Origin of the sequence: Pararhodobacter zhoushanensis, assembly GCF_003990445.1 — a bacterium.
GTDB classification, from domain to species: domain Bacteria; phylum Pseudomonadota; class Alphaproteobacteria; order Rhodobacterales; family Rhodobacteraceae; genus Pararhodobacter; species Pararhodobacter zhoushanensis.
Window position 1 is genome coordinate 1 of record NZ_REEZ01000009.1, and the last position, 16,446, is coordinate 16,446.

Sequence of the window (16,446 nt, forward strand, 5' to 3'; positions counted from 1 at the left end):
TGATCTCCTCGTTCTTGGAGACCAGCAGACGTCAGATCGTAGCTTCCGTCACTGTCCGATTTTTGGGGAGCAGCTCAGTCGGTCATGCGTAGCTGCAATCTCTGTGCTCATCATGGTAGGCGCAGATTTTCAGCGACGCTATCAGGTTTAGGGTGGTCCGAGGATAGGTGCCGCAAGGTAGCGACCTTCCGCCCTGATTGGTTCGCCTTCGGCGCGCGGTCCAGGGTTTCTCTCATTTCATCACCAGGACGTCCCCTTTTGAGTCGTCAGGGGTGCCAGCATGAACTCAGACTTTTGTTCTCTCCAGCATGCGTCGCGCATTTCGTTCCTGCCGGCTCGCGAGAAAGCCCTTCGGTGCCTCCGGGCAATTCAATGATGTCTTCATTCCCAGAACTACTCCCGGCCCGATATCCGTTGCACAAAATCCCTGTTTCAATCAGTCATGTTTTCAGGTGTCAGGGCCCATTTTACGCGACGGCGCGGCGCGGAACGGGGATCATTTGATCACCGGCGCGCGACCGTGGTCCGCTATCCAGTTGGAACTTGCGCAAGAGATCTGCAAGATCAAGGGACTGCTGACGCAGCACGTGAATGGCGGCGGTCGTTTCCTGCACCATTGCCGCGTTCTGCTGGGTAACGCTGTCGAGCTGACTGACCCCTACATTGATCTCGGTAACGCTATGCGCCTGATCGTCGGCCGCTTGTGCCACAACCGACATCAGGCCTGCGATATCATCGACCTCGCTGGCGAATTCGGACAGGACGGCGCCAGACCGGCGGACAAGATCCACCCCATGGTTTACCTGCTCGGTGCTGCCCGTGACCAGCTCTTTGATTTCGCGGGCTGCATCGGACGACCGCTGAGCGAGCGCGCGCACTTCTGTTGCAACCACGGCAAAGCCGCGACCGGATTCGCCGGCGCGCGCCGCCTCAACCCCCGCGTTCAGGGCCAAGAGGTTTGTCTGGAACGAGATATCGTCAATCAAGGTGATGATCTGCGCGATCTGGGAGGATGTTTTTTCCAGCAAAGCCATGGCTTCAATAGCTTCGCGCACGATCGGTTCGCTGACCTGCGCCTTTTGCTGGGCGCCGCGGGCGATTTCTTCGGCTTTGCGCGCGTTGGTTGCGGTTTCAGTGACGCGCGTGTTGATCTGCTGGATCGCGGCGGCGGTCTGTTCAAGGGTTGCGGCCTGTGTCTCGGTACGCTGGGACAGGTTGTCAGCCGACCCGGCCATCTCATCTGCACCTTGGCGCATTTCGCCGACCGAACTGATCACGTTGACAACCGTCTCATGCAAGGACGCGACGGTTGCGTTGTAATCCGTCCGCAGCGCCTCGTACTGCGGGTCAAAGGGCGTCGTGATACTGTTGGTAAGATCCTGATTGGAGAGCGCGGTAAGCCCGTCACGCAGCGCAGAGACAACACGCATCTGCATCTCGCGGTCACGTTCGCGCGCGAGCTCTTCCTCATGCGCAATGCGCAATCCTTCGCGCAGATCCCCGATATGGCGGGCGAAGTCACCGATCTCATCGCCGCGGCCCAGTTCAGGTAGCGGTTGATGGTATTCGCCGCGCGCGATGTCGGCCAGAGACAGCCCCAAACGCTCCATGGGCTGAGCGATGGTTCGCCGGACGGCGAAGACCGACACCAGCATCATCACGGCCAGAATTGCGGCCGCCGTAGAATAGATCTGCCAGTCGTTGCTATGGGCACGCATTAACGCCTCTTGCGTGGACCAGACTGTGGCGACGGCGCCAACGTGATTATCGCCATTCGATCCTGAAAAGATGGGAACGGCGACCGTCAAGGTTGCGTCGTCGCGCAGAGTCATCTGGATCTCTTCGGCCGCGGCGGCGAGTTGGGCAAGCTGGTCGAGCTGAGCCTGCGGCGCAGAACCCTCGGTCGAGAGAATGGCCCCTTCGGTGTTGGTGACCACGACGACCAGCAATTCACCGTTTTGCGCCTCCCGCATATCCGTCGCAAACGCTTGAATACTCGCAGAGTCCTGGAAGCGGATCGCATTGGCAACGCGAAAGGCAAAGCTGTTCACACTGGCTTCGGCGTTCTGTTCGAGATTGAGCATGCCCAGATGGTTGGTCGTCCGATAGCCGAACGCAAGATTCGCGGCGACGACTGTGAGGGTCGACAATGCGATCATCGCCGTGATCTTGATGAAGAGCGAAACACGCAGGTTACGGGCTCCAGCAAGCGAGATTTTAACAGATGAGCGCATTACGCGACCCCCAAGTTCAGTGATGATCACATCAGAAGTTCAGCATCGACGCCGACGGTCATCGCGCCGACCAGCTCACCGTTTGCAGGATCGACCACGCTGAAGGAAATCTGGCCCTGATAGTGGCCGGTGGATTCATCCAGCTCGATGTCGCTGAAGTGGACGGCGTCCGGGCCAATCTGAAACGTGGCGGAATATTTGTCCTCATCGCCCTGCCAATAGTCAGAGGTGATCGATGTGACGGCGACATTGAGCCCGATCGCGTCCATCAGGATGACTTCCGTAATCCGGCTGCGCGACGCTTCGACCTGCTGTCGCAGGAAATCGGCGGCGGCGTTGTTCAGCACGGGGTCGACGGTGGGCATGGAGGCATGGCCCACCTCACTTTGCCAGTCCCGGTCAAGCGCCGCGACCTGATCCGCAGAATAGGTGCTGGTCATCGCGTTCTGGGCGCGCAGTGCAGCGATGATCACCGGGTCTTGCGTCCAGAGTTGCAGATGTTCCTGATAATACGCTTGCATCGCTTGGCTTAGATCCTGTGCCGCTGCGGGCAGCGCCCAGGTGGCCGCGCAAAGGGCGAGTGCGATATGTTTCATGCCAGTGGTTCCTTCCACGCAACGCCCCGCGATCCGGAGCGATTCGCAGCCTAGGACCGAACACTTGCCGAGCCGTTAATTCGCACCATCCTTGTGAAGGGAACGCCGCGCGCCACCGCGCTGGCGCAAGGCGATTGCGGGAGAACAAAAGGGTTAATGGTCAAAGCGGCATCGCAGCGGAATCGCCCCCGGACATTGGCGCGATTGTCCTTTGATCCGGCAACAATCGCGAAATTGCGCTGGCCCTTTCACCGTGGTCCGATACGCTCTAACTGCCCGTAATACAGGCGCATTATGACCATTAATAAATCAAATCGACGATATTCCGCCCAATATTTACGCATTACTCGGCCATTTCGCACGAGAAATCGCCGCAATGACTAACCATTGCCGCCGACGAAGGATCGTCTAAGGTTATGGCCAAAGGGGACACCGAACATGACAGCCTACTTCAATGAGATGGTGAACCAGGGAACGGTTCGTCTGCCCTATGCGCAGTTGCAGAACTGGGTCGACCAGATGCCGGCAGACCTGCGCAATTTGAAACAAGCCGAGGCCGAAGCGCTGTTTCGAAGGATCGGCATCACCTTCGCGGTCTATGGCGAGGGCGGCGATCCTGACCGTTTGATCCCCTTCGACATGTTCCCGCGCGTCTTCAGCGGGCAGGAATGGTCGCGGCTGGAACGCGGCATCAAACAGCGCGCCCGTGCCCTGAACGCCTTTCTGGCGGATGTCTATGACCGGGGCGAAATCGTGCGCGCCGGGCGCATTCCCGCAAAGCTGGTCTATCTGAACGAGGCTTATGAGAAGGCCGTGGCGGGGATCCGTCCGCCCAAGGGCGTCTACAGCCATATCGTCGGCATTGATCTGGTGCGCACCGGGCCGGATGACTTCTTCGTTCTGGAAGACAACTGCCGCACGCCGTCGGGCGTCAGCTACATGCTGGAAAACCGCGAGATCATGATGCGGATGTTCCCCGACCTGTTCGTGGAGAACCGCATTCAGCCAGTCGAGGCCTATCCCGAACTGCTGCGCCGCACGCTGGCCTCGGTCGCGCCGCTGCGCTGCCCCGATGAGCCGAATGTGGTGATCCTGACGCCGGGACATTTCAACTCGGCCTATTACGAGCACAGCTTTCTGGCCGACATGATGGGCGTCGAACTGGTCGAGGGGCAGGATCTGTTCGTCGAGGGCGACTACGTCTGGATGCGCACCACAGAGGGTCCGCGCAGGGTGGATGTGATCTATCGTCGTCTGGATGATGCCTTTCTGGACCCGCTGTGCTTCCGCCCGGATTCGATGCTGGGCGTGCCGGGGCTGATGGATGTCTACCGCTCGGGCGGCGTGTCGATCTGCTCGGCCCCGGGGGCCGGGGTTGCGGATGACAAGGCGGTCTATACGTTTGTGCCCGAAATGGTGCGCTTTTATCTGGGTGAAGAGCCGATCCTGCAGAACGTGCCGACCTGGCAATGCGCCAAGGACGACGAATGCAAATACGTGCTCGAAAACCTTGGGGATCTGGTGATCAAGGAGGTCCATGGTTCGGGCGGCTACGGTATGCTGGTCGGGCCGAAATCGACCAAGGAACAGATCGAGGTCTTCCGCCACAAGATCATCGAAGACCCCGACAACTATATCGCGCAACCGACGCTGGCGCTGTCCACGGTCCCGTCCTTTGTTGAGGAAGGCGTCGCCCCAAGGCACGTCGATCTGAGGCCCTATTGTCTGGTCGGTGAGCGGATCGAACTGGTGCCGGGCGGTCTGACCCGTGTCGCGCTGCGCGAAGGCTCGCTGGTGGTGAACTCGTCGCAGGGCGGCGGGGTCAAGGACACCTGGGTGCTGGCGGAATGAGCGGGGGAATGAACGCATGCTGAGCAGAACCGCTGACAATCTTTTCTGGCTGGCCCGCTACATGGAGCGCGCCGAAACCGCCGCCCGTCTGCTGGAAGTGGGCGCGCGCATCGCGATGCTGCCCAACTCGGAACAAGGGTATCGCAACGAATGGGAAGCCCTGCTGCACGCCGGTGGCACCGCTGATGCCTTCAAGGCGAAATACGGTGACCCGGTGCAGCGCAACATCGAGAGCCACCTGTTCTTTGACCACGAGAACCCCTCGTCGGTTGCCTCCTGCATCGTGGCGGCACGGGAAAACGGGCGCATCGTGCGCACCGCACTGACCACGCAGGTCTGGGACGCGCTGAACACCGCGTTTCAGGAACTGCGGCAGATCGAGCGCGAAGCACGCTCAGAACAGTCATTGAGCCGTCTGACCGAATGGACGCGCCGCCATTGCGCGCAGGTACGCGGGGCGATCGAAACGACGCTGCTGCGCAACGATGGCTGGGATTTCCTCAACATCGGGTATTATCTGGAACGGGCGGATTCCACCGCGCGCCTGCTCGACGTGAAGTATTACGTCCTGCTGCCCAGTGTGGGTTTCATCGGCTCGGGTCTGGACAATTACCAGTGGCGCACCCTCTTGCGCGCCATGTCGCTGAACCGGGCTTTCCACTGGGCGTATGGCGGTGAAGTGACCGCCGCCAAGATCGCCCATTTTCTGATCCTGAACCCGCAGACGCCGCGTGGCCTGATCACTTGCGTCGAGGAGCTGAACAAGCATCTCGACCGCCTCGCCCGCGCTTACCGCCGCTCGACCCCGGCGCAGACGGCGGCGCGCAACATGCTGGCGCGCATCTCGGAAACCAATACCGAAATCATCTTTGACGAGGGACTGCACGAGTTCCTGACCCGCTTTATCGGCGAGGCCGGGGATCTGGCACTGAAGGTCCATGAGTCGTATCTGAGCGGGGACACGCGATGAGATTGCTCGTAAACCACGTCACCACCTATCTCTATGATCAGCCGGTCCGCGCCGTGGTGCAAAGTCATCGGCTGCGGCCAACGATCTGTCAGAACCAGATCGAGAACGCCTGGAAGGTCGAAGTCAGCGATGGCCTGCGCGGCGGGTGTTTTCGCGATGGGGCCGGCGACGAGATTCAGGCCTGGACGGTTCTGGGCCCCGTTGATCAGATCACTGTCACGGTCACCGGCGACATCACCACCACCGACCAGTCCGGCATTCTGCGCGGCCAGCGCGAGATGATCCCGCCGGTCGCGTGGCTGGGCGACACCTTTGCCACCAGCCCCGACGCTGCCCTGCGCGATCTGGCCCAGACAGCCAGCGGCAGCAGTCCGCTGGCCTTGGCGCATGATCTGTCGCGCGTGGTGTCCGAGGCGATCGCCTATACCCCCGGCTCGACCAGTTCCGCGACCACCGCAGCCGAGGCTTTGGCGCTGGGCACGGGCGTGTGTCAAGATCAGGCGCATGCGCTGATTACCTGCGCCCGCGTGCGTGATCTGCCGGCGCGCTATGTGTCGGGGTATCTGTTCACCGATGCCAAGGGCGAAAGCCACGAAGCGGCGCATGCCTGGGCCGAGATCTGGGTAGAAAGCCTTGGCTGGGTCGGCTTCGATCCGGCCAATGAATGCTGCCCCGATGAGCGGTATATCAGGCTGGGCAGCGGCAGCGACGCGGTTTCCGCTGCGCCGATCCGGGGCATCGCCCGCGGTCCGGGCACCGAGACGATGGAGATCGCCGTTGCGATTGCACAAGCGCAGCAGTAAGCACGGCTGACCGCCCCCGTCTGGGGGCGGACTCTCGTCTAGAAGGAACGCGTCGGACACATGACGTATTGCGTCGGATTGCTGCTCAAGGCTGGCATGGTTCTGCTGTCGGACACGCGCACGAACGCGGGTCTCGACAATATCGCGACCTACCGCAAGATGTTCGTGTTCGAAGAACCGGGCGAGCGCTGCATCACAGTGTTGACCGCTGGAAGCCTGTCGGTCACGCAAACCACAATCGCCCGTCTACGCGAAGCGATCGAGCATCCCGATACCGCCGAGGATGCCTCGATCATGGCCGCGCATACGATGCTGGACGTGGCCGAGATCGTTGGCGCGACGCTGGCCTCGGTCCGGCACGACATCAATTCCAAGATGGAGATGAGCAAGGTCTCGACCGCCGCGTCAATGATCCTGGCCGGGCAGCGCAAGGGCGGCGCGATGCGCATGTTCCTGATCTATCCCGAAGGCAACTTCATCGAAGCGACCGAAGACACGCCCTATCTGCAGATCGGCGAGCATAAATACGGCAAGCCGATTCTGGACCGCGTCGTGACCCCCGACACCACACTGGAAGACGCGCGCAAGGCGGTGCTCTTGTCGATGGATTCGACGCTGCGCTCGAACCTGTCCGTTGGCATGCCGCTCGACTTCGCTGTGATCGCCAAGGACGCATGCCGGATCAGTGCCCAGCAGCGGATCGAGCCGAATGACGAGGATTTCCGCGCCATGTCGCAGGCCTGGTCCAACGCCTTGCGTGACGGGTTCCTGAAGATCACCATCTGAGGCCTGCCTGCCGAACGCTCAATCCGTGTGCGGGGGGCGCTCCTGACCCCTGCCGTGTCGGAGATGGCATTGCCCTGCCCCATCTGCCCCGCCTAGGATGCTGAAAACCGATCAGCGAGGGCGCCATGCAGACCGAGCGTTTCTATATCAACGGAGAGTGGGTTGCCCCCTTGGGCGCGGGCCGGATGCCGATTGAAAACCCGGCGACTGAAGAGATCCTTGGACACTTGGCGCTCGGCTCGACCGCCGACGCTGACGCCGCCGTCGCCGCCGCCCGCGCCGCCTTCCCCGCCTGGACCTTCACCCCTGTGTCTGAGCGGATCGCGGTCGTTGCGCGCCTGCTCGACGCCTATAACGCGCGCTATGAAGAGGTCGCGCTGGCCATGTCGCTGGAGATGGGCGCGCCGATCACCTGGGCGCGCGAGGCGCAGGCCTGGGCCGGTCAGGTCCATCTGGAAAGCACGCTGAAAGCGGCCGAGAGCTTCCCGTGGGAAGAGATGCGCGGCAGCACGCGGATCGTGCACGAAGGCATCGGCGTCTGCGCGCTGATCACGCCGTGGAACTGGCCGATGAACCAGATCGTGTGCAAGGTGGCGCCCGCGCTGATCGCCGGGTGCACGATGGTGCTGAAACCCTCGGAAATCGCGCCGTTGTCTGCGCTGCTGTTCGCCGAGCTCTGCCACGAGGCGTGCGTTCCGACCGGGGTTTTCAACCTGATCAACGGCTTGGGCACCGATGTTGGCGCGCATCTGTCAGCGCATCCGGATGTGGACATGGTCAGCTTTACCGGCTCGACCCGCGCGGGCACCGCCGTTGCCGCCGCCGCCGCCCCCACCGTCAAGCGCGTGGCGCAAGAGTTGGGCGGCAAGTCCCCCAACATCATCCTGCCGCATGACAATTTCGACGCCGCCGTGAAAGCCGGGGCCGAGGCTGTCTTTGCCAACACCGGCCAAAGCTGCGACGCGCCGACGCGCATGCTGGTCCCGCGTGATCTGCACGACCGCGCCGCCGCCGTGGCGGCCGAGGCAGCTGCCGAGGTCATCACCGGCGATCCGGGCGATGAGGGCACCACTATGGGGCCGCTGGTCTCGCAGCAGCACTGGGACAAGGTCCAGCGGCTCATTCAGGCGGGGATCGACGAAGGCGCGCAGCTCGCCGCGGGCGGAACGGGCCGCCCGGAAACCCAGAACCGCGGCTGGTTCGTGCGCCCGACGGTCTTTGCCGGGGTCACCAATGAAATGAGCATCGCGCAAGAGGAAATCTTCGGCCCGGTGCTGTCGATCCTGCCCTATGACGACCTCGACCACGCCGTGACCATGGCCAACGACACGCCTTATGGCCTTGCGGCTTATATCTCAGGCCCACAGGAACCCGCGCGTGCACTGGCGCGTTTGCTCAGGGCTGGCACCGTGAACCTCAACGGGCCTGACTGGGACACCTTTGCCCCCTTTGGCGGGTACAAACAGTCGGGCAATGGCCGCGAATACGCCGATTGGGGTATCCGCGACTTTTGTGAGGTGAAAGGCATCGTCGGCTGGGAATGACCCTGCCGGTGCCTCTGCCTGCGGTTGACGATAACGCGCGGCGCGGGCATCACTCAGGGGTACAGGCAAAGGAGCAGATCATGGGCTGGAAAACCCTCGACTCACTGAATTTCGCGGGAAAAACCGCGCTGGTTCGCGTCGATATCAACGTGCCGTTCGAGAACGGCGAGGTCAGCGACTTTACCCGCATCGACGCCGTCCTGCCGACCATCCGCGATCTGAGCGAGGCTGGCGCGAAAGTGGTGCTGATGGCGCATTTTGGCCGCCCAAAAGGACAGGTCGTGCCCGAAATGTCGCTGGAAGCCGTCCGTCCCGCGCTGAGCGCGCGGCTGGGCAAGCCGGTGAGTTTTGCCAGCGATTGCATCGGCAAACCGGCCAAGGACGCCATTCTGGCGATGCAGCCGGGTGATGTGCTGCTGCTTGAGAACACCCGCTTCTACGCGGGCGAGGAAAAGAACGACCCGATGATGGCCGCCTCGCTGGCCGCTTTGGGGGATGTCTATGTCAACGACGCCTTTTCTGCGGCGCACCGCGCCCACGCCTCGACCGAAGGCATCGCAAAACTACTGCCCGCCTTCGCCGGTCGGCTGATGGCAGCCGAGTTGAAGGCGCTGGATGCCGCGCTCGGTAACCCGCAACGTCCGGTTGTGGCGGTTGTGGGCGGGGCCAAGGTCTCGACCAAGCTGGAGCTGTTGGGCAATCTGGTCAGCAAGGTCGAGTATCTGGTGATCGGCGGCGGGATGGCGAACACCTTCCTTGCCGCGCAGGGGCATCCGGTCGGCAAATCGCTGTGCGAGCATGATCTGGCCGACACCGCGCGCGAGATCCTTGAAAAGGCCGACGTGGTCGGCTGCCGCATCGTGCTGCCCGTCGATCTGGTCGTCGCGCGCGAGTTCAGGGCGAATGCCCCGCATGAGGTGGTCACAGTGTGCCCCGACGACGCGATGATTCTTGACGCCGGTCCTGCCAGCGTTGCGGCTTTGGCCGATATTTTTGAAGACGCGCATACGCTGATCTGGAACGGCCCCCTCGGCGCGTTCGAGATGGAGCCGTTTGATGCCGCGACCAACGCCGCCGCGCGCACGGCTGCAGAGCTGACCAAGGCAGGGAAACTTGTCTCGGTCGCGGGCGGAGGCGACACCGTGGCCGCGCTGAACCGTGCCGGGGCGGCTGACGACTTTACCTATATCTCAACTGCTGGCGGTGCTTTCCTTGAATGGATGGAAGGCAAAGAACTGCCCGGCGTCAAAGCTCTGGAGGACTGATGGAAAACCGGGATCCCGACGACCCCAAAGGCCTGATCCGTGAAGCCTATAAGATCGACGGGATCTCGGACGGCGAATGCCGGTCGATCCTTGTCGACTGGGCGCTCAGCCTGCCGCCCGAGGTGGACCAGCCCGCGGTGGCAGCCCGCCTGATCGCACGGCCTGGCTACCCGGCTGAACACCCGATGAGCATCCTGCTCTCCGCAGCGGCTACGCCCGTTGCGGGTGGCGCGGGCAGGCGCGGCGGGCGTGCGGGGCGTCTTGCGTCGTGACAGTTCCGTTGTGAAACTGGAACCTGGGCGGCCTTGCGCTAAGTGAAACTCGCGGGGCCGATCCTCGTATCAGTCCCGTAGCCCCCGCAACGTCGAGTTCATGCATGCCCTTTCCTGCCTCCGTTACGACCGTCACCACGCTTGTCGCCGTCATCGCGCTTGCTGGCTGCGCCGCGTTGGTCGACAACCGCGCCGACCGGCGTGAAAGCGAGTGGATGCAGGATTTCCCGCCAATCGGTCAGTTTGTCGAGGTCGAGGGGCACCGCATCCATATCCTCGTCACCGGGCGCGAGCGGGGTACGGCGCCCGATCTGGTGCTGATTCACGGCGCGAACGGCAACTTGCGCGATTTCACCTTTGATCTGGTCGAGCTGCTGGAAGATGACTACCGCATCATCGCCGTCGACCGTCCCGGCCTTGGCTGGTCCGACAGCTGGGGCGACGCGGACAGCGACCCGCGCCTTCAGGCCCGCGTGCTGCATGACGCGGTCGAACAGGTCGGTGTGCGCCGTCCCATCGTGCTCGGCCATTCCTATGGCGGCGCGGTCGCGCTGGCTTGGGCGCTGCAAAACCAGCGCGACACCGCCGGGCTGGTGCTGGTTGCCGCCGCGAGCGAGCCGTGGGAGGGCGGTCTGAGCTTTTGGTACGGGCTGAACGAGACGCCGCTTGGCACCCCTGCCCGCGCTATCGTCACCGCGTTCGCCACCGAAAGCGCGATCAATGCGGCGCTGGACAAGGTGTTCGAGCCCGAAGCCGTCCCCGCCGGCTACGGCGAGGAATTCGGCGTGGGCCTGTCCCTGCGCCGGGAATCGCAGGAAAACAACAACCGTCAGGTCAACGCCCTGCTCGACTATATCGTGCAGATGCAGCCCGAGTACCCCTCGCTGACCCTGCCGATCGAGATGCTGCACGGCGATGCGGATACCATCGTCGGCCTCGACATCCACAGCCGCCGCTTTGTCGGCGAAGTCGCCAGCGCCAACCTGACCGTTATCCCCGGCGCCGGCCACATGTTGCACCACACACACTCGCAAGCGGTGATCGACGCGATCAACCGGGTCCGGCGGCGCTCGGGGCGCTGAGGGTCAGCCGCCCAGCATCCCGGCCAGCCCCTCGTAGACCAGCTTGATCCCGACCAGCGTGATCATCACGTAGGTGAAGGGATAGAAAACCTCGGGCCGCATCCGTTTGATGATCGCCGCGCCGATGCGTACCGTGACCACCGCCAGTGGCAACATGATCAGCGCCGACCACAGCACGCGCGTCTCGAAAAAGCCCAAGGCGGCGTAAGGGATCACCTTGACCGCGTTCAGCACGGCAAAAAAGATCACCGAGGTGCCGGTGTACACCTTGGGATCCAGCTTTTTGGGCAGCACCTGTACCTGAAACGGCGGCCCCCCGGCATGCGCCACGAACGAGGTAAACCCGGCAACCGTTCCCCACAGCCAGCCGGTGGCTACCCTGTAGCTCGGCGCATCGCCGATGAACTTGCCAAACACCGCGCGTCCGACAAAAGCCAGCGCCACGCTGCCCACCAGCAACCGCACCATTGCGTCCGACGTCACCGCCGCCAAAGCCCAGGCGATGCCCACCCCAATCAGCGAAGCCGGGATCATCACCTTGAGAACGCTCCAGTCGCGCCAGCCGCGCCATGTCCACAGACTGACCGCATCCATCATAATCAGGATCGGCAACAAGACCGCCGCCGCCAGAACCGGCGGCATCACCAGCGACATGATCGGCACACCCGCCAGCGCGAAGGCCCCGCCCAGTCCGCCTTTGGACAGGCCCACCAACCCCACGGCCAGCAAGGTTACCCACAACATCGTCGGCGTTGCAAAAATCGTCCAGTCAGCCACGCTCAGCGCTCCTCGGTCAGGGCCCGGCGGCGATCGTGGCGCAGCGCCTCGGCGCGGGCGAGGGCACGACCGGCCTCGGTCAGCGACAGGCGCGCGCCGTCGCGGCGGATCACCCCGCGCTCCAGCGCCGTTACCAGCACCGTTTGCGCCTGATCAGGCGACCAGCGCAAGTGCTCAACCAGCGCTTCGGGCGTGCATTCTTCGGCCGCGCGTTCCGTGCCCTCATGCGCGGCCAGATGGGCGAGCAGCACGGCGACCAGCGATTCCTCACGGATCGCCCGTCGCCGGATCAACGCCGCCACCATGCCCGACCGGGGCGAGGCCACGAGCGCCACAGCCAGTCCCAAGCCCGTTGCTACCGCCATCGAGCCGCCCAGCGACACGTCCCAATGCACCGCCCCGACATAGCCGATGCCCACGGCGCTCACCCCGCTGAGCACCGCCAATCCCATCATCCCGCCGGTAGAGGCCGCAACCAGCCGCCCCGTTACCGCCGGCACGATCAGGAACGCCAGAAACAGCACCACCCCCACCGCGTCGAACGAGGCCACCGCCGTCGCCGCCGTCAGCGCCAGCAGCCCGAGTCCCAGCAGTGCGGGCCGGAACCCCAGCGCCTGTGCCAGACCGGGGTCGAAAGCCGCCAGTTTCAGCTCTTTCCAGAACAGCCCGACAAACAGCAGGTTCACCAGCCCAACCGCCGCCAACGTCACCCCGGCCACGGGCCAGTCCATGCCCAACAGCGTCACCGTATCCAGCCAGACAAAGCCAATCTCGCCCAACAGCACCGTGTCGGGGTCCAGATGCAGGTTGCGCGCGTTCAGGTTAATCAGCAGCACGCCCAAGGCGAACATGGCCGGAAACACGATCCCCGTCGCGGCGTCATTGCCCAGCAGCCGGCTGCGCGCCAACAACTGCGCCCCAAACACCGCCGCGACCCCGGCCAGCACCGCTCCGCCCACGGCCAGCGGCCCTGAGCGCGCACCGGTGAGCATCCAGGCCAGCACGATGCCGAGCACGATGGCATGACTGATCGCATCGCCCGCCATTGCCTCGCCACGCAGCACCAGAAACGTGCCCAGCAGCGCGCCTGACACCGCCACCAGCGCCCCCGTGCCAAGGATCATCAGCGCCACGGAATCAAGCATGCCGGCCGCCCTCGTCAACATGGCGCCGCCCGTCTTCGGTCAACTCCCAGCGCCGCGCCGTCGCTTCGGGCGCCAGACGCTCGGCGGGTCGGATAAGCCCGTCGCGATAGAGCCGCGCCAGCGCGGGCCCGGCGTCGGTGCCCAGATAGGCCTTCAACATCGCCTCGTCACTGGCATACTCGGGCGTCGCATGATCGCCCTCCAACCCGCGCAACGCCGCCAGAACCTGACGCCCGTGCAAAGCCTGCCGCGCCGCGCCCTGCCGCCGCCACCGCGCCACGAGGCCCCGCTCAGGCGCGAACAGCAGCGACAGTGCGGTCAGCGCCACAGCGGCCAGCACCATCACCGGCCCCGTCGCCACGCCCTGCCCCATGGCCGAGATCACCGCCCCGCCGCTCCCGGCCAGCGCGCCGATCAGCGCCGCCAGCCAGACCATCGGTGCCAGCCCGCGCACCCATTGCCGCGCGGCCACCGCCGGCGCGATGAGCAGTGCCACCATCAGCACAACGCCCGCCAGCGACAGGCCCAGCACGATGGTCACAGCGGTCAGCAGGGTCAGCAGAACCTCCAGCCGCTCGACCGGCAGACCCTGCGCGCGCGCGGCCTCGCGATCAAAGGCAACCAGCTGAAATTCCTTCCACAACAGCACCAGCACCAGCAAAACCGTCCCGCCGACCAGCGCCATCGGCAGCAGATCCGCCCGCAGGACCGAGGCCGCCTGTCCGAACAGGAACATTGTCAGCCCCGCCGACCCGCCCTGTGATTGTGCGACCGTCAGCAGCACGACCCCCAGCGCGAAGAAAAGGCTCAGCACGCTGCCCAAGGCGGCATCCGGCTTCACCCCGGCCCCGCGTCGCAGCAACTGCACCGACAGCCCGGCCAGCGCACCCGACACCAGCGCCCCCGCCAGAATCGGCACGAACCCCCGCTCGCCCGAGATCAGGAACCCGGCCACCACCCCCGGCAAGGACGCATGCGCGATCACATCCCCAAGCAGGCTCTGCCCGCGCAGCACCAGGAACGTGCCCAACACCCCGGCCAAAGCACCGATCATCGCAGCGGCCAGCGCGACGGTGATCAGTGTCGGGCTAAGCATCAGGAGTCTCGGCGGTGCGCAAGGTGCCGATCAGGGCCAGTTGCCCGCCATAAGCCGCGCGCAGATTGGCCTCGGTATAGACCTCGGCCACCGGACCTTGCGCGATGATCCGCTGGTTGAGCATCACCAGCCAGTCGAAATAGCGCGCCACGGTCTGCAGGTCGTGATGCACCACCACCACCGTGCGCCCGGCATCACGCTGCGCCTTCAGCAGCGCGACAATCGCCGCCTCGGTCACCGCGTCCACCCCCGCCATGGGCTCGTCCAGAAACAGCAGATCCGCCTCCTGAATCAGCGCCCGCGCGATGAACACCCGCTGCTGCTGCCCGCCTGACAGCTGGCTGATCGGCCGCGCGGCGTAATCCTGCATGCCGACCTGTTCCAGCGCCGCCATCGCTCTGGCCTTCTCGGCCCGCCCCGGTCGGCGCAGCCAGCCGAGCTGGCCGTAAAGCCCCATCAGCACCACATCACGCACCGTCGCCGGAAAATCCCAGTCCACCGATTGCCGCTGCGGTACATAGGCGATCCGCCGCCGCGCCTTGGCCACCGGCAGCCCGAAGATCCGCACATGCCCGGCCACCGGTGGCACCAGCCCCAGCACCGCCTTGATCAGCGTCGACTTGCCCGCCCCGTTCGGCCCGACAATAGCCGCCATCACGCCGGGGGGAATATCCAGATCAATATCCCACAAGACCGGCCGCTCGCGGTAGCTGACGGTCAGATCCTCGACATGGCAGGCAATATGGGGTTCGTGCAGATCGGTCATGCGCGCTCCGGGTTCGGCGCGAGGCTAGTCAAGCGCTTGCCGGAAGGAAAGCGGCTAAAGCGCGCGCCTATCATCTGTCTGAAAATATCCTGGGGGGTGAATTTGCGCAGCAAAGAGGGGGGCAACGCCCCCCTGCCCGGTCGCCCGAAGGCGCGGCGCTGAAAGCGCCAAAGCCCGAGGGCGAAACCCCTCACCCGCCGGTATGGCTCATGTGACGACTCATCTGCCCGACGACGCCCTGACGCGAGTAGTCAAAGTCATGCCCCTTGGGCTTGCGCGCAATCGCGGCGCGGATCGCGTCATTGATCACCGCCGGATCTTCCGACGCCCGCAACGGCGCGCGCAGGTCGGCCATGTCTTCCTGCCCCAGACACATGTACAGCTCGCCCGTGCAGGTCAGCCGCACCCGGTTGCAGCTTTCGCAGAAATTATGCGTCAGCGGGGTGATGAAGCCGATCTTCTGCCCGGTCTCTTCCAGCCGCACATAGCGCGCAGGCCCCCCGGTGCGCTCGGCCAGATCGGTCAGGGTGAACCGCTCGGCCAGACGCGCGCGCAGATCCTTGAGCGGCCAGTATTGATCGAGCCGGGTTTCCTCGCTCATGTCGCCCATCGGCATGACCTCGATAAAGGTCAGATCATGGCCCTCGGCCGCGCACCAGTCGACGATCGAGAAAAGCTCGCTCTCATTGAAGCCCTTCAGCGCCACCACATTGATCTTCACCCGCAGCCCTGCCGCGCGCGCCGCCTCGATCCCGCTCAGCACCTGCGGCAACCGTCCCCAGCGTGTGATCTGCGCGAATTTGGCGTCATCCAGCGTATCAAGCGACACATTCACCCGCCGCACGCCGACATCCGCCAGCGGCTGAGCAAATTTCGCCAGTTGCGAGCCGTTGGTGGTCAGTGTCAGCTCTTTCAGCGCGCCGCTTTGCAGATGCCGCGCCATGCCCTCAAAGAAGGTCATGATCCCCTTGCGCACCAAGGGCTCACCGCCGGTGATGCGCAGTTTCTCGACCCCCATGCCGACAAAGGCCGTGCACAGCCGGTCCAGCTCTTCCAGCGTCAGCAGCTCTTTCTTGGGCAGAAAGGTCATGTGTTCCGCCATGCAATAGGTGCAGCGGAAATCGCAGCGGTCGGTGACCGAGACGCGCAGATACTGAATGGCGCGGGCGAAGGGGTCGATGAGGGGGGGCTGGCTGTCCATGTGGCAAAGCTAGTGCGCGTCTGCGTGACTGGCAAGGGACGCGCCTTGCCGCAGACCC

15 protein-coding genes are annotated in these 16,446 nt (G+C 64.1%); 8 read left to right on the top strand and 7 right to left on the bottom strand.

Annotation, left to right across the window (positions count from 1 at the left end):
- Positions 1-467: 467 nt before the first annotated feature.
- Positions 468-2,234 (bottom strand): methyl-accepting chemotaxis protein, encoded by a 1,767-nt coding sequence (locus tag EAE28_RS17200; RefSeq protein WP_164736689.1) that lies wholly within the window; start codon positions 2,232-2,234, stop codon positions 468-470.
- Between the two features lie 26 nt (positions 2,235-2,260).
- Positions 2,261-2,830 (bottom strand): hypothetical protein, encoded by a 570-nt coding sequence (locus EAE28_RS17205; RefSeq protein ID WP_127108548.1) that lies wholly within the window; start codon positions 2,828-2,830, stop codon positions 2,261-2,263.
- A 438-nt stretch (positions 2,831-3,268) separates the two neighbouring features.
- Here EAE28_RS17205 and EAE28_RS17210 point away from each other — a divergent pair, with 438 nt between their 5' ends.
- From EAE28_RS17210 to EAE28_RS17245, 8 genes are all read left to right on the top strand, one after another.
- Positions 3,269-4,681, top strand: coding sequence for a circularly permuted type 2 ATP-grasp protein (locus tag EAE28_RS17210; RefSeq protein ID WP_127108550.1), 1,413 nt, complete (start codon positions 3,269-3,271; stop codon positions 4,679-4,681).
- A gap of 16 nt (positions 4,682-4,697) precedes the next feature.
- A complete protein-coding gene (locus EAE28_RS17215; protein ID WP_127108552.1) occupies positions 4,698-5,651 on the top strand; it encodes an alpha-E domain-containing protein in 954 nt (317 codons plus the stop codon).
- Positions 5,648-6,454, top strand: coding sequence for a transglutaminase family protein (locus EAE28_RS17220; protein WP_127108554.1), 807 nt, complete (start codon positions 5,648-5,650; stop codon positions 6,452-6,454). The genes EAE28_RS17215 and EAE28_RS17220 overlap by 4 nt, the downstream gene beginning before the upstream one ends.
- Positions 6,455-6,514: 60 nt before the next feature.
- Positions 6,515-7,240: a proteasome-type protease gene (locus tag EAE28_RS17225; RefSeq protein WP_127108556.1), complete on the top strand. Its 726-nt coding sequence runs from the start codon at positions 6,515-6,517 to the stop codon at positions 7,238-7,240.
- Between the two features lie 125 nt (positions 7,241-7,365).
- Positions 7,366-8,784 (top strand): aldehyde dehydrogenase family protein, encoded by a 1,419-nt coding sequence (locus tag EAE28_RS17230; RefSeq protein ID WP_127108558.1) that lies wholly within the window; start codon positions 7,366-7,368, stop codon positions 8,782-8,784.
- Between the two features lie 80 nt (positions 8,785-8,864).
- Entirely contained in the window at positions 8,865-10,049 is a 1,185-nt protein-coding gene (locus EAE28_RS17235) for a phosphoglycerate kinase (protein ID WP_127108559.1), read from the top strand.
- On the top strand, positions 10,049-10,321 hold the full coding sequence (locus tag EAE28_RS17240; RefSeq protein ID WP_127108561.1) for a hypothetical protein: 273 nt from the start codon (positions 10,049-10,051) through the stop codon (positions 10,319-10,321). Before EAE28_RS17235 ends, EAE28_RS17240 begins: the two co-directional genes overlap by 1 nt.
- Positions 10,322-10,425: 104 nt before the next feature.
- Positions 10,426-11,403 carry an alpha/beta fold hydrolase gene (locus tag EAE28_RS17245; RefSeq protein ID WP_127108563.1) on the top strand — a complete coding sequence of 326 codons (978 nt, stop codon included), beginning with the start codon at positions 10,426-10,428 and terminating at the stop codon, positions 11,401-11,403.
- Between the two features lie 3 nt (positions 11,404-11,406).
- Here EAE28_RS17245 and EAE28_RS17250 read toward each other — a convergent pair whose 3' ends face one another.
- From EAE28_RS17250 to moaA, 5 genes are all read right to left on the bottom strand, one after another.
- Positions 11,407-12,180 carry a sulfite exporter TauE/SafE family protein gene (locus EAE28_RS17250; protein ID WP_246022419.1) on the bottom strand — a complete coding sequence of 258 codons (774 nt, stop codon included), beginning with the start codon at positions 12,178-12,180 and terminating at the stop codon, positions 11,407-11,409.
- A 2-nt stretch (positions 12,181-12,182) separates the two neighbouring features.
- On the bottom strand, positions 12,183-13,325 hold the full coding sequence (locus EAE28_RS17255) for a metal ABC transporter permease (RefSeq protein WP_220443963.1): 1,143 nt from the start codon (positions 13,323-13,325) through the stop codon (positions 12,183-12,185).
- Complete coding sequence (locus tag EAE28_RS17260) at positions 13,318-14,421, bottom strand: metal ABC transporter permease (protein ID WP_127108567.1); 1,104 nt, start codon at positions 14,419-14,421, stop codon at positions 13,318-13,320. The genes EAE28_RS17255 and EAE28_RS17260 overlap by 8 nt, the downstream gene beginning before the upstream one ends.
- Positions 14,414-15,187 carry a metal ABC transporter ATP-binding protein gene (locus EAE28_RS17265; protein ID WP_127108569.1) on the bottom strand — a complete coding sequence of 258 codons (774 nt, stop codon included), beginning with the start codon at positions 15,185-15,187 and terminating at the stop codon, positions 14,414-14,416. Before EAE28_RS17265 ends, EAE28_RS17260 begins: the two co-directional genes overlap by 8 nt.
- Before the next feature lie 190 nt (positions 15,188-15,377).
- Entirely contained in the window at positions 15,378-16,388 is a 1,011-nt protein-coding gene (gene moaA, locus EAE28_RS17270; protein ID WP_127108571.1) for a GTP 3',8-cyclase MoaA, read from the bottom strand.
- Positions 16,389-16,446: the final 58 nt, after the last annotated feature.